The sequence below is a fragment of the Paraburkholderia sp. BL6669N2 genome, assembly GCF_003387275.1.
Lineage (GTDB): Bacteria > Pseudomonadota > Gammaproteobacteria > Burkholderiales > Burkholderiaceae > Paraburkholderia.
Map to the genome: position 1 here is coordinate 3,088,393 of NZ_QUNA01000002.1, position 12,149 is coordinate 3,100,541.

Annotated in this window: 13 protein-coding genes and 1 pseudogene; 8 read left to right on the plus strand and 6 right to left on the minus strand. The window is 59.8% G+C overall.

The genetic code is table 11. The annotated features are described in order from the left end of the window. Positions 1–33 precede the first annotated feature (33 nt). Genes B0G80_RS36320 through B0G80_RS36345 form a run of 5 tightly spaced genes read left to right on the plus strand, consistent with a single transcriptional unit; the run spans position 34 to position 4,669 of the window. Complete coding sequence (locus B0G80_RS36320; RefSeq protein WP_116122539.1) at positions 34–744, plus strand: flavin reductase family protein; 711 nt, start codon at positions 34–36, stop codon at positions 742–744. Positions 745–772: 28 nt separating this feature from the next. Then, positions 773–1,969 carry an alpha/beta fold hydrolase gene (locus B0G80_RS45530; RefSeq protein ID WP_181920148.1) on the plus strand — a complete coding sequence of 399 codons (1,197 nt, stop codon included), beginning with the start codon at positions 773–775 and terminating at the stop codon, positions 1,967–1,969. 23 nt (positions 1,970–1,992) lie between these two features. Beyond that, positions 1,993–2,886, plus strand: a complete 894-nt coding sequence (locus B0G80_RS36335; RefSeq protein WP_116122540.1) for an alpha/beta hydrolase — start codon at positions 1,993–1,995, stop codon at positions 2,884–2,886. After that, positions 2,862–3,704 carry an enoyl-CoA hydratase/isomerase family protein gene (locus B0G80_RS36340; RefSeq protein ID WP_258879155.1) on the plus strand — a complete coding sequence of 281 codons (843 nt, stop codon included), beginning with the start codon at positions 2,862–2,864 and terminating at the stop codon, positions 3,702–3,704. The genes B0G80_RS36335 and B0G80_RS36340 overlap by 25 nt, the downstream gene beginning before the upstream one ends. Before the next feature lie 53 nt (positions 3,705–3,757). Next, positions 3,758–4,669 carry a LysR family transcriptional regulator gene (locus tag B0G80_RS36345; RefSeq protein WP_116122542.1) on the plus strand — a complete coding sequence of 304 codons (912 nt, stop codon included), beginning with the start codon at positions 3,758–3,760 and terminating at the stop codon, positions 4,667–4,669. A gap of 1,050 nt (positions 4,670–5,719) precedes the next feature. Here the strand turns inward: B0G80_RS36345 and B0G80_RS36355 are convergent. The 3 genes from B0G80_RS36355 to B0G80_RS36365 form a co-directional block, all read right to left on the minus strand. Beyond that, positions 5,720–6,292, minus strand: coding sequence for an OsmC family protein (locus B0G80_RS36355; protein ID WP_116122543.1), 573 nt, complete (start codon positions 6,290–6,292; stop codon positions 5,720–5,722). Further along, complete coding sequence (locus B0G80_RS36360; protein ID WP_258879156.1) at positions 6,267–7,271, minus strand: hypothetical protein; 1,005 nt, start codon at positions 7,269–7,271, stop codon at positions 6,267–6,269. Before B0G80_RS36360 ends, B0G80_RS36355 begins: the two co-directional genes overlap by 26 nt. A 304-nt stretch (positions 7,272–7,575) precedes the next feature. Continuing rightward, entirely contained in the window at positions 7,576–8,619 is a 1,044-nt protein-coding gene (locus B0G80_RS36365) for an AraC family transcriptional regulator (protein ID WP_116122544.1), read from the minus strand. Between the two features lie 691 nt (positions 8,620–9,310). Here B0G80_RS36365 and B0G80_RS36370 point away from each other — a divergent pair. From B0G80_RS36370 to B0G80_RS36380, 3 genes are all read left to right on the plus strand, one after another. Further along, positions 9,311–9,511, plus strand: coding sequence for a hypothetical protein (locus B0G80_RS36370; RefSeq protein WP_258879157.1), 201 nt, complete (start codon positions 9,311–9,313; stop codon positions 9,509–9,511). A gap of 436 nt (positions 9,512–9,947) precedes the next feature. Then, entirely contained in the window at positions 9,948–10,202 is a 255-nt protein-coding gene (locus B0G80_RS36375) for a hypothetical protein (RefSeq protein ID WP_018420610.1), read from the plus strand. Positions 10,203–10,229: 27 nt separating this feature from the next. Beyond that, positions 10,230–10,484 (plus strand): hypothetical protein, encoded by a 255-nt coding sequence (locus tag B0G80_RS36380; protein ID WP_116122546.1) that lies wholly within the window; start codon positions 10,230–10,232, stop codon positions 10,482–10,484. A 65-nt stretch (positions 10,485–10,549) separates the two neighbouring features. Here the strand turns inward: B0G80_RS36380 and B0G80_RS36385 are convergent. The 3 genes and pseudogenes from B0G80_RS36385 to B0G80_RS36395 form a co-directional block, all read right to left on the minus strand. Next, a pseudogene (locus B0G80_RS36385) lies at positions 10,550–10,648 on the minus strand (IS6 family transposase); the annotation flags it as partial. A gap of 114 nt (positions 10,649–10,762) precedes the next feature. After that, entirely contained in the window at positions 10,763–11,272 is a 510-nt protein-coding gene (locus B0G80_RS36390; RefSeq protein ID WP_116122547.1) for a hypothetical protein, read from the minus strand. After that, positions 11,269–11,823, minus strand: a complete 555-nt coding sequence (locus B0G80_RS36395) for a hypothetical protein (RefSeq protein WP_116122548.1) — start codon at positions 11,821–11,823, stop codon at positions 11,269–11,271. Before B0G80_RS36395 ends, B0G80_RS36390 begins: the two co-directional genes overlap by 4 nt. Positions 11,824–12,149: the final 326 nt, after the last annotated feature.

A 12,149-nucleotide genomic window follows, 5' to 3' on the forward strand; every position in this document is an offset into this window, starting at 1 on the left:
AACAGATGAACCTACGAGTCCGGAGACACGACCATGATCATCGATCCCTCTACCCAGAATGCCGCGGAGAATTACAAACTTCTGATCGGCTCCATTCTTCCGCGCCCCATTGCCTGGGTCAGCACGCTTTCTGAAGCGCGAGTGGCAAATCTCGCGCCCATTTCGTTCTTCACCGCCGTCGGGCGCAAACCGCCGATGATTTCGATTTCGCTCCAACCGCGCTCCGATGGCGTCACCCTGAAAGATACGTTTGTCAACATCCGAGACACGGGCGAGTTCGTGGTCAACGTGGTTAATCTAGATCTGGCCCACGCGATGCATCGCTCGGCCTTCGAATTCTCGTCCGACGTCGACGAATTCACTGCGATCGGTCTCGAGAAGGCTCAATCCGCCGTCGTGCGCCCACCGCGCGTAAAGCAATCGCCGATCGCTATGGAGTGCAAGGTCGAGCGCATTATCCCAATCGGCGACCAAGGCGAACATGTCGTATTCGGCGAAGTGCTCCGCTTCCAGATCCGCGACGAGCTATACCTCGATCGCGGCCGGATCGATACAGGCGCCCTACAGGCGATCGGCCGCCTCGCCGCCGAATATACGCTGGTGCAAAACGCCTTCACGACCCCGGTGGACGAACAGATTCTTTCGTCGCTCAGCCGCAAACGGCTGGGCCGGCTGGATGGTCATGAGGACGGCTACTCGCCGATCGACTCGAAGAGTTGGAGTGCCTCCGGCGCCACGCTCTAAGCTGATAACCAGACAACAAGGAATATCCATGACTTCGCATGCTCAAAACGGCGTGACGCCGAACATCCCCCAAGACTCTCAATCCACCCTTGTATTCATTCACGGGTTCCTTGACGGAGCCGCCGCCTGGGACGATACGGTTGCAGCCCTTGGGGAACGCGCCAACGATTCGGTGTGTGTCGACCTTCCGGGCATGGGTGGACGCGTAGATGCAGACGGTCCGTACAGTCTCGATCGCTTTGCCGACGAAGTCGTCGACCGTGTCCGCACGCTGAACCGTCCCGTGGTTCTCGTTGGCCATAGCATGGGCACGCAGGTAGCAGAGCTGGCGGCAAGCGTACTGGGATCGCAGGTGCGCGCGCTCGCCCTGCTTACGCCGGTGCCACTTCATGGCGCCGGCCTGCCGGACGAGGTCATGCAGTCCTTTTACTCTCTTGCCGGAAATCCGACCGCGCAGCGCGAACTCCGTCGCCAGGAGTCGGTGAACCTCGATGACGCACGCCTTGAAAAGCTCGGTCGCATCGGCGATCGGGTCAAGGCGGAATCCGTCGGCATTTTCGCCGACATCTGGAACAAGGGCCATCCGTCAGGCACCGAGCACACATGTTACAGCGGTCCCGTCTTAATTGTCAGGAGTGCGGGTGACTTGTTTGTTAACGAGGAAATGATCTTCTCGTCCGTGGCCCCGCATTTCACCAACCCCACCATTGCGGTCGTTGAAGATGCAGGCCACTGGCCGCACGTGGAGCAACCGGAGTCCGTCGCCGCTATCCTCAGCGAATTCCTGGCCGTGGTCGATCAGCCGGTCAAAGCTGGGGTTGTCGCCCAAGGTTGGACGCGCGCTTTCGAGCAGAAGTCGGCGGATGCTTTCAGCGACGCATTCGCAGCAAACGTGGTGCTTGAAGCGAGCGTGCTCACCAGGCCAGTGGAAGGAGCGGAGAACGTCAAGACCGTGTTGACAATTGCGAGCTCGATCTATGAGTCGCTGAGGTTCACGCATCAAGCCACACATGGCCTGCGCAACTACCTTGAATGGGAGGTCCAGGCCTTTGGGGGCGAGAAGTTCTCCGGCGTCACTGTCCTAACAATGGACGAGGCCGGGAATATCGTCCGCGCTGCCATTCACCATCGGCCGCTTGGCAGCGCACTGAAATTTTCTTCCGAACTATCACGCCGACTGGTAGGCAAGATTGACGCCAGCTTTTTCTACGATCCCGCTCATTGAGCTAATAATCTCTGGAGGTTGTAATGGTGAAACGTACTGATGTGGAATTTGAAGTCGATGGGGGCGTCAAGCTCCGCGGCTGGCTCTTCGTCCCGCCCGGAGAAGGGCGCCGGCCAGCCATCACGATGGCGCACGGCTATGCCGGCGTGAAAGAGATGGGCCTTGAGCCCTTTGCAGAAGCCTTTGCTGCGGCGGGATTCGTTGTCCTGCTGCACGACCATCGCGGCTTCGGCGCGAGCGAAGGCGCGCCTCGAAACGATATCGATCCGTGGCGTCAAATAGCCGACTGGCGACGCGCGATCAGCTTTCTCGAGACCCAGGAGTTCGTGGACCCGAACCGTATTGGCCTGTGGGGCACGAGCTACGCGGGCGGCCACGCCATCGTGCTGGGCGCGACGGATCGGCGACTGCGTTGCATCGTCGCACAGGTTCCGACCATCAGCGGCTATGAGCAGGGCCTTCGCCGCATTCCCCCCGAAAATGTCGGTGCAGTCGAAGAAGCGTTCTCGGATGACGATCGTGCGCAATTGCGCGGTGAGCCTCCGCGCCGCCAAGCGATCGTCAGCGACGACCCCAGCATTGCGGCCTCGTATCGTGCGAAAGATGCGATCGCTTTCTACACCCAGCCGCTTCCGGAGGGAGCGTGGCAGAACGATGTAACCGTCCGGTCCACGCGCGCCGCCCGCATGTACGAGCCGGGGCAATGGATTGCCCGCGTCTCACCCACTCCGCTTCTGATGGTCGTGGCCACTAATGACACCATCACGCTGACCGACTTGGAGCTTGCCGCCTACGAACGCGCGCTGCAGCCCAAGCGTCTTGTAACCATTGAAGGCGGACACTTCGATCCGTATCTGTCGATGTTCAAGCACTCCAGCGAAGCCGCAATCGAGTGGTTCAACCAGCACCTGGGCTAATCCAGCCATTTGTTCATAAGGAAAACGATATGCCCAACCTGACTATACAATTCATCGACGGCATTGCAACTATTGTTCTGAATCGCCCGCCGCAGAATCGCATCGACGACCAACTAGTCGACGAGCTCGCGGCGGCAGTCACCGCCATCGAAAGCAGCGACGCGCGGGCTGTCGTTCTCCGAAGCGAGGGCAATGACTTTTCGTTCGGGGGCGACATCCTCGAATGGCCGGATGCGACCGTGCATGAACTGCGTGCGCGCTTCGAGCACTATATGTCGGTGTTCAACCGCTTCGAACGGCTGCCCATGCCGGTGATCGCCGCGGTGCATGGCCTATGCTTCGGCGGCGGCCTTGAGCTGGCGCTGCGTGCGGACGTGATCTTTGCTGCGGAGTCGGCAACTTTTGGGCATCCTGAGCAGACGCTTGGCATCGTCACCGTTCTCGGCGGCATATACCGCATGGCAGAACGAGCTGGACGCTCGCGTGCTTCCGAGTGGGCCATCACGTCTGAAAAAGTGCCGGCCGCCACGATGGCGCACTTCGGCATCGTCAATCATGTCGTTGCGGACGATAAACTTCGGCAGGAATCGATGGCATTCGCAGAAAAGTGCGCGCGCGGACCCACTCGTGCGTATGCAGCGCACAAGGCGCTGCTGCGCGCGTGGGCTATCGGTGGTGTTGCGGCCGCGGACGACGCAATGTTAGACATCGCCATGCCGCTGTTCGAAACCGAAGATGCGCGGCGCGGCATCCAGTCTGCGGTTGACGCTCTCAAAAGCGGCCGCCCACGACCAGTGCTCGAATTCAAGGGGCGCTAGCGGGAGGTACAAAGTTTGCGGTCTAATAGTGCCTCCGTCGCCCGGAGACAAAAATGGACCGCATCGCCGCAATGAACGTCTTTGTCCGGGTCGTTGAAGCCGGCACCTTCACCAAGGCGGCCGAGACGCTGGATCTGCAGAATGCTACGGTGACGAGACTCATCCAGCAACTGGAAAACGACCTGAAAGTCCGATTGCTGCACCGCACGACGCGCTCGCTCACGTTGACGCCCGAAGGGGCAAGCTATTACGAGCGCGTTGTGCGCGTGCTTGCCGAGATAGCCGATATCGAATCTTCGACTCGCCAGTCGCGCGCGAGGCCGTCGGGGAGAATCCGTGTCGATACTGCCGCAGCGATTGGCACAGTCGTCCTCATACCGGCCCTGTCCGACTTCTATCGCCTGTTTCCCGAAGTCGACATCGAGCTCGAAATCGGCAGCAAGCATACCGATCTCGTGGCGGAAGGCATCGACTGTGCGATCAGAGCTGGCGTCGTGGATGAGCCGTTCATGACAGCACGGCGCATTGGCGAATTCGGCTTTGTCACCTGCGCGACGCCGGACTACCTGCGCTCTTACGGCGCGCCCCGATTGCCCGATGATCTGCGCGAGCGACCGACCATCGGCATGACATGGGCCCGCGACGGGCGAGCCCGGCCATTTCAATTCGTGAACGGAGATCAAAACGTCGAACCAACGTTGAACCACAAGCTCGTGGTCAACGACGCCAACGCCTATCTGGCTGCGGGTTTGGCGAGCCTGGGAATCATTCAAGCGCCCGCCTATACCGTGCAGCATGCGATCTCGAGCGGCCAACTGGTGCCCGTCCTGCGGGACTGGAGTCAAGATGTGATCCCCGTGAATGTCGTCTATGCGCCCAACCGGTATTTGAGCGTGAAGGTCCGCGTCTTCATCGACTGGGTTGTCGAGTTGTTCGAGCGCAATGAATGTCTGCGCCGCCGTTGAAGCAACACGGTCTCTGGCCAAGAGTCCACCTGGAACAGCGCCATTGCCGGCGGTGGACTGCTGCGCGGCCTGTTGCTCAGCGGTTTGGGCGTTGCGTCGTTCCCGTGGGTCGCGTTGATCCTGGTGTTGGCCAGTATGTGGATCGCACGCGGGGCGCGCGCACATGGATTTCCACCGGGACACAGGGCGTCGAACTCCGCTGTCGCGCGGTACTAATGCCAAATCAATGGCACATCCTGACTATATTTCGATATTTCGGACACTGAGTTGCGCAGATTCAACCATCCGGGGCGGTCCGCTTGTGGCCGCGCACCGTCGCTCGGGAAAATCAGCTGCCGCACGCGCGAACCGGTGTTTGGCCGTGTCGAAGTGACGGGCCGCGGGTACCATAGACAGTTCATAGGTGAGTCTCAGGAGGCGCCATGAAAGCGGTGTGCCCGCTGCACGGGCCAACGAATATCATCCGCACGAACGTGTACGGATTTCCGGTCTATGCGTGCTGCTGCGACGACGTGCGCTATGTATCGCCCCCGGACGCATGTAAAGGGCTCCGACGCAACGCGGACCTGACCCACAGCATCAACCTCAACAACCGAAAACGACAAAGGAATAGTACTGACGATCGGCCTGCCGCCTGAGTATTGAACCGCCGCGCGATCATCCAACAAGAAGCAAGGACCCGTGTCGACCCGCTACGGCCCTTCGGCCAAGCAAGATTAAATGGCTGTTTGCAAGGTAGAACGGCCTTTCGCTCAGTTAGGTCAGCGGGTAGACCCTCGCACAGGGCGGTTGTCGGCGGCCGGCCTTGTAAACGAACGTCCGGTTCGAAGGATTTAGTGCGCGCGCTCGCCCTTGACCGACCGAGCTAATTCTTTCCACGCAGGCGTTCAGCTTGCGGCCTGCCCGTTTCCAGTGATTCTCGTCCAGGAATGCTTTTGCGCTAAGGACTCAGCAAGGCTGAGGCTTATCTCCTTTACGGATACCTCTGTCCATTTTCGGAAAGGCGGCGCGACGGAAACGATTCGGGTCGCGGCGCCCACATCGCGAAGTTCACTCGACCAGAAGAGTCGATTTCAAGGCGACTGCATTCGCCAGATTGTAGACGTTGGGAGAAGTGGCCATTACCGCGTCATGGATTTCGGCGAACTGTTGCTTAGTAGCGCTACCCTTGATACGAACGGTGTAACGCAGGCTTTCGTAGCCGTTTGCCACGTCCGCGTCGATCCCAAGAAATCCTCTAAGATCGATGTCACCCTCAGTCTCAATCTCCAGAGATTGCAGCGTGATCCCGCGAACGGCGCATTGCGCCACGTAACCCACCGTTATGCAGGCGTTCAGCGCCGCGATCAGATGCTCCTGAGGATTGGCGAATTGGTTCGAGCCACCAAGTTCGCAAGGCTCATCGATATCGATCGTGAATCGACGCGACACCTCCTGCCCTCCGATCGCAAACCCCTCTACCTCGGCGCGACTCCGGGTCTGGCCCTGCCAGGTCGTTGCAACGCGCCAACTGGTGGCGGCTTTCGATGCATCGCCCCTGACGCCCTCGATCAGGGCGAACAGGTCGTCGACGTTGACGCCGTTAACGATGTTAGGTTCATTGATCTGTGCATTGGCAATCATGTTCCATCTCCTTTACAAACGTGGATTGTTTCAGTTTCGGCAAATCGCATTGCAGGGTGGCGAGCGCAGCCTGGATGCGCATGCCCTGGTCTTCGGAGATGAGGCTATAAAGCACCTCCCTGAAACGGGGATGACGTACCCCCGAGTGGATGTATTGCCACCTGTAAGCCTCAAGGAAATTCGCTTCGACCGACAGGGTTTCCAGTTCGTAGACTGCGCGGCCGCAGTTGGCCACGAAGTAACGCGCGTCGGCGGCGGCCTGCGCCTGCAGAATGCCGTCGATCGCGGCGACCAGTTCAATGAACTCGTCAACAGCCTTGTCGCGATCACCGGCCGTGACAGTGGCGTCGTGACGCCCCCATTCGAGCTCGTCGAGGATGGCGTGCTGACTCTCCTCCTTCCAGTGGTAGAGAAATACATTCTTGAACAGTTCGGAAAGCTGACCGTCCGGGTTGATGCTATGGCGGTAGTGGAGTTGGGTGAACAGTTCGATATGCAGTGTCAGCGCCAGTACGGCCCAGGTGCTCTTGCCGAGGACCACGGCGGCAATGGCATCAGGGTCGACGTTAAAGCGATAGCCAGCGGGCAGGGTTTCCCCGATCATCATGTCGATGCGGCGAAACAGCGCCTGATGCTTAAGCTCCTCGTCGCTAAAGCGGACCAGCGCCTCAAGCGCCACCTGGTCACCGAGCCAATAGTCACGGCTGACTTCCAGCACCTTGGCATTGATGAAGCGCTCTACCAGTCCGAACACGTTGGCATACGTGCGTCCCTGAATCTGGCTGACGAAACGCTTCTCGCCATCGGACAGCGTGACGAAATTCGGAGCCAGGGAGAGTCCGTCGGGCAGATATTTCTGAGACGCGTCGAAGGTGCGGCCTCCAATCACGTCACGGTCGATGTCCCAACTGACCAACTTTGAGGCGCGAATGCACCGGGCATAACGATCGCGGTCGGTGAGTCGCGATACTGCGTTCATAGCATTTCTCCCAATATGGACCGACATGCGGTCGGGATTTGAGTGTTTATCTACCGGCCAGGACCAGACGGTTGAGCTGGCATTCCGGTACGCTCAAATGTACGACTGGGAGACGCGAGGTTCTATGATCAGGCCGCCGTGAGATATGACCGAAACCCCCGGTCGGATTTGACGCGTGTGAATGAACGTTGCGTCGGGCATGGCACGGGGCACGTTTGCGATTTGGTCAATTGGCGCAATGAGTCACCGTTCACGTCGTGCGCCTGCTGGTGTTGTCGAAGCACGTTGGGCTTAGTGGTCGGTGTCACTGATCCGGTGGTGGTGTGATGCCAATCGCGCCGAGTGCGGCCGGCCCAGACTCGGTAGCACCGTTCACCTTTCCTTTGCTCTTGCGCCAACCGGCCGGTGGCATTCCAAATTCCCGCCTGAAGGCCCTACTGAACGCTGCCTCCGACTCATAACCAATGTGCTCCGCTACAGCTGCGAGTGACTTACTGCCAATCAGAAGTTGCTGCGCCGCGATCTGCATGCGCCATCGCGCCAGGTACTGCATTGGCGGTTGTCCAAGAAGATCGGTGAAACGTTGCGCCAACGCGGAGCGCGATAACCCCACCTTGCGCGCAAGCTCATCAACGGTCCAAGGGTGGACTGATCTTGCATGGAGCAACGAAAGCGCACGTCCAACATAGCGATCGCGCACGCCAGCCAGCCATCCTGTCTGGTCAGCAGGTAGCGCTTCAATACAGCTACGGACCGCTTCGACAAACAAGAGTTCGGACAGTCTGGCGAGGACGATCGTACCGCCCGCCCGCGAACCGGCTGCCTCGGCGGCAGCCAACTTGAGAGAGGACTCAAGCCATGCTGCACGCGGATCGTGACGCATATCAATCTTGAAGAGTCGCGGCAGCGATGAAAGCAGTGGGTTACTTAGCGTATCGTCGCAGGCCAGAAAGCCACATACGATGCGAGTCGTAGGTCCTCCGCCTCCGTGGGATAGCGTCATCACCTCACCGGGTTCTGTCTCCATCGGCCCGACTAATAGCGACTCCGTTGGCGTGGGCGCAAGATCCACGGCGCTGCCCATCACGTGTGTTTCGCCTTGCGGCACCACGAGCAGTTCGCCGGCATTGAGATGAATAGCCGAATCGGGGTCGCCTGCCAGTTGTGCCCAGCAGCTACCTTCTATGATCATATGGTATGAAACTACACGCTCGGATCGTGGTAAATATGCTGCACAGAGTGCAGCATCAGTGCGGCCTATCAAGCACCACGGTGCCGTGAAGGTTCCATTCAGATACACCGCGCCGCTTAGCCGCACAGCGCGCAGGACGTCAGAAACTGCATCCATGAATAGCTCGCGTGAAATGCGATTTCCCGGGCAAGTGAACAGGGATGCCGGCCATTTCTTCAATCTGGCCGACGGGTACATGTTAAACCTGCTGCGGCGGTACATAACAAATACCTTACCGATGATTTTTCAGCACGCATGATGCATCGCCGCGCGATTCGTGCGGATGTTCGCGGGTGGCCCTTAGCGAGCATGTCTGATCTCGATTGATTCCGGCAGCAGGTCGTCCTGAGTCTCCGCATCGTTCTGTCGTTCATGGTCTGCGGGGCAATCGCGACCGGGATTCGAGGTGTGCGGGCACGGCGACGTACTGCCCCATCATCACAGCTCCTTCGGGTCTGCCTCGATACTTTTGAGTGTGAGCGCATCGCTGTGTGACACAACCGCGTGCAACCAGGTCGCGCCCTTCTGCAGGAGGACCGGACAACCCTTCTGGACGCGCTGCAATGGCCAGGCGAACCGGAGGCAAGACCTGGACGATCGGGCAAAAAACATCGACGCACGGGCAGGACGGCAACAGGTTGCGAGAGGCAAGGTTCGTCGCAGGGCGGGACGTGACAGATCAACGTCATCCGCACTTCGCAGCCAAACCTTCCACCGATTTCGGAACCTGGCCGCCTCCAAACTTGCGCAGATCGGTTCACGCACAGTGGCTTACCGGTTCGGGCAAACGAAACAGCGTGAGATGCCGATGAAAAACCTGATAAGCCGTGTGATGTACCACCCGCTCATCGCACTATTCATGTTCTATTTGACCGACCTGATGCACCATGTCGACTACAGTATGGCCGGCGCTCTGTTCGTTCTGGCAGCGAAATCCATGTCCCGCGTCGTGAACCTGTTTCAACAAAGGGTAGCGCCATACGTCGGTGCGGCACGCCAGGTGGATTAATACGACGCAAGATGGAAGCATCGGGTTAGACAAGCGAGAGCATGGAATATCCTAATGGTTAGCTTTTCGGAATGGCCAACGCCCGATGGACACGATCGGGACGCATGCGTCCCTTGCCAACGTGAAGCCGACGTTCGAATGACTGCGTGAGAGAGCTTGCCAACGACGGTAGATGGCCGGGTACGGACGAACCCAATCGCCGCGTCGCCGATCAAGTGACGCCAATGCACCGTTGCCGCGATCCGTGCACGTAGTGTCCGGACATCGATATGTACAAGGAAGGGCACTATCAAAACTGAGCGTGTCTTCGCAACGTATACGGAAGGGCGTAACCTCGTATGAACGGAGGAAGCCGCGCTATGCCGAGCGACGAGCGCAGATCTTCGTCGCTACGTAGCCACCTTCCCTTAAGGCTTAAGGTGCGGAAGAGGTCGTCATGCCTGATACCGAGGTGTACAAATTTCAATACGCGCGTCGACAGGGACTGCAGCGTACCTATGATGTAGTTCTGAATATCTGTCGGCTGGAATCCGGCGTCTGTTCTTACGCGGCATGGGTCCATTTCGCCGGCGCATTCAAGGGGAACGGACTGATTTTCCCACTGATCGCAAAAACTACGGAGGAAGCGGCGGTGGAAGCGCGAGGACGTATTGAAAACGACATCGAAGACCTCGCCGGCATCGCTGAATAACATTGCATTGGTTGTCTGGAGTTGGCCATGGAAGAGCAACAGGTGCACCGAGGCTACATTATCACGGTCAGCGCGCGAGAGGACTGCGACGGCGGGTCGACCGTTACATTGCTTGTGGAGCAGATGTCGCGGCGTGGCGAAATCGACCGCAAGGGCGGCCGCATACCTGAGCCGGAGCACTACCGCTCATTGCTCAGCGTAGCGGCCGCAGTCAGCGACGCGATAGACCTCGCCAGGCGCGCGATCGATGCCCAGCCTGGCGGATCTCCGCGCGAACATTAGCCTCCTACCCGTCCACCCTTTGCCGGGCAAGCGGCGGCAAGCGTCGTATCCTCGAGCAGACCCCACACGCACGTCAAAATCACATCAAGTGGACAGTGCAGTCGCTTCAGCACCTTGCCGACGCCAGGGGCAAGGTCCTGCGCGGTCTTCGTCGTCCTGGCCATCGGGGTCGTCAGCACTTTCCGGCCACCGGATCTTGCCTTAACGCCTTGTTGCGACATAGTGCGTAACGCCAGCCGTATTCGACGTGGCGAGTGCGCGCGCCTTCCGACGGGACTTTACTGCAAGGTACCCCATCGCCCGACCGCCGGCTCGGCCGAAGCCCACTTCCAACCGTCCTGATCCTTACAGATCGACGCGACGAACCAGTCAGCGGGCGCACCGGGCTTCTCCCCAGCAATGACCGAAAATGCAAACTCGCGACAGGTCGCCAGCGCGCTGTCGAACTCGCGCAGCACGCGGACCTCGCCGTGACCATTTTCGAGCGGCAGCGCGTGTTTGACCCGCCACGGCTTCGTCTCGCCGACCGGCAATGCTCCCGCCGTGGCCGCGATCGCCATCTGCTGGTCGCCGTGCAGCGATTTCGTCACGCGCCTGACGGCTTCGTCGGCGGCGGCCTGCACCGCGATGCCCACGCCGATGCCGATGGCAGGATTGCTGGTGACGGCGCCCGTCGATACGGCGGCGACCGCACCGGCCACCGCGCCGATCGACGTGCAGCCACCCATCATTACCGTCAAACTCGCCACAACGCCGGCCGCCAGCATCGCATCAAGGCGGCGCTTCATTGCAATGCACCCCAGCGTGCTGTGGCCGGCTCCGCCGAGGCCCATTTCCAGTCATCGCCATCACGGCACACCGCAGCGATGTAGAACGAACTGGTCGCGGGCTGATCCTTCTTCGCATCGGTATCGACGGAAAAGACAATTTCCTTGCAGTCGAGCATGCCGGTACTGATCATCCGGCTCACAGTCACGCGGCCTTTTTCGTCTGGCTCGATCGGTACGCTGTGCCTGGTGAACCAGGGTGCCACGGCGCCGACCGCGAGCGGTCCCGCCGCGGTCGCAATCTGCGCCTGCGTATACGCGTGCATCACGCGTTCCGAATACTGCACGCCGGCTCGGGCAGCGGCCACTGCGCCGAGGCCGATGCCGGTGGCAACGGCCGCGTTGCTGGTCACCGTGCCGGCGACGGCCGCCCCGGCGACACCGGCACCCGCAATGGCGCCTTCACTGTAAAGTGAACTGCAGCCAGTCAGACTGGTACTGACGGCTGCCAACGCGAGATAGGTCGCCAGCGCGACAACGTTCAGGCAATGCCGCCGAATCGCGCTCTGCATGATCCTTTTCCTCGCTCCGGATGGCTTGTCTCGATCGATGCAGTAGCCGATTGCGCGAAAGCTGCAGACGCATCGCGAGAGCGGGCGCATTCCACATTTTGACGCGAGTGGATTAGTGAAACCAGCGAAATTCGCAGGAGCGTTGACACCCTGTCAGCGACGTCTCGGCCGTTGTACGCTTAGCCCGAATAGGAGGGGCCATGACTCAAAAGGCGCGAGAGCTTTACAGGAGCGCGAACGGAGACCGTTGGTCCCTCGTCCACGAATACGACTCTGGCCGGGTTTTCGTCCGACATGAGCCAAACCTCTCGTCAGGTGGCCGGCCG

What these genes read in the sequence shown, in the direction of transcription:
- B0G80_RS36345 (WP_116122542.1), top strand. Translation starts at nt 3,758, where the DNA reads ATGGACCGCATCGCCGCAATGAACGTCTTTGTCCGGGTCGTTGAAGCC.
- B0G80_RS36355 (WP_116122543.1), bottom strand. Translation starts at nt 6,292, where the DNA reads ATGATTGCCAATGCACAGATCAATGAACCTAACATCGTTAACGGCGTC.
- B0G80_RS36335 (WP_116122540.1), top strand. Translation starts at nt 1,993, where the DNA reads ATGGTGAAACGTACTGATGTGGAATTTGAAGTCGATGGGGGCGTCAAG.
- B0G80_RS36375 (WP_018420610.1), top strand. Translation starts at nt 9,948, where the DNA reads ATGCCTGATACCGAGGTGTACAAATTTCAATACGCGCGTCGACAGGGA.
- B0G80_RS36365 (WP_116122544.1), bottom strand. Translation starts at nt 8,619, where the DNA reads ATGGATGCAGTTTCTGACGTCCTGCGCGCTGTGCGGCTAAGCGGCGCG.
- B0G80_RS36395 (WP_116122548.1), bottom strand. Translation starts at nt 11,823, where the DNA reads ATGCAGAGCGCGATTCGGCGGCATTGCCTGAACGTTGTCGCGCTGGCG.
- B0G80_RS36390 (WP_116122547.1), bottom strand. Translation starts at nt 11,272, where the DNA reads ATGAAGCGCCGCCTTGATGCGATGCTGGCGGCCGGCGTTGTGGCGAGT.
- B0G80_RS36370 (WP_258879157.1), top strand. Translation starts at nt 9,311, where the DNA reads ATGAAAAACCTGATAAGCCGTGTGATGTACCACCCGCTCATCGCACTA.
- B0G80_RS36360 (WP_258879156.1), bottom strand. Translation starts at nt 7,271, where the DNA reads ATGAACGCAGTATCGCGACTCACCGACCGCGATCGTTATGCCCGGTGC.
- B0G80_RS36320 (WP_116122539.1), top strand. Translation starts at nt 34, where the DNA reads ATGATCATCGATCCCTCTACCCAGAATGCCGCGGAGAATTACAAACTT.
- B0G80_RS45530 (WP_181920148.1), top strand. Translation starts at nt 773, where the DNA reads ATGACTTCGCATGCTCAAAACGGCGTGACGCCGAACATCCCCCAAGAC.
- B0G80_RS36380 (WP_116122546.1), top strand. Translation starts at nt 10,230, where the DNA reads ATGGAAGAGCAACAGGTGCACCGAGGCTACATTATCACGGTCAGCGCG.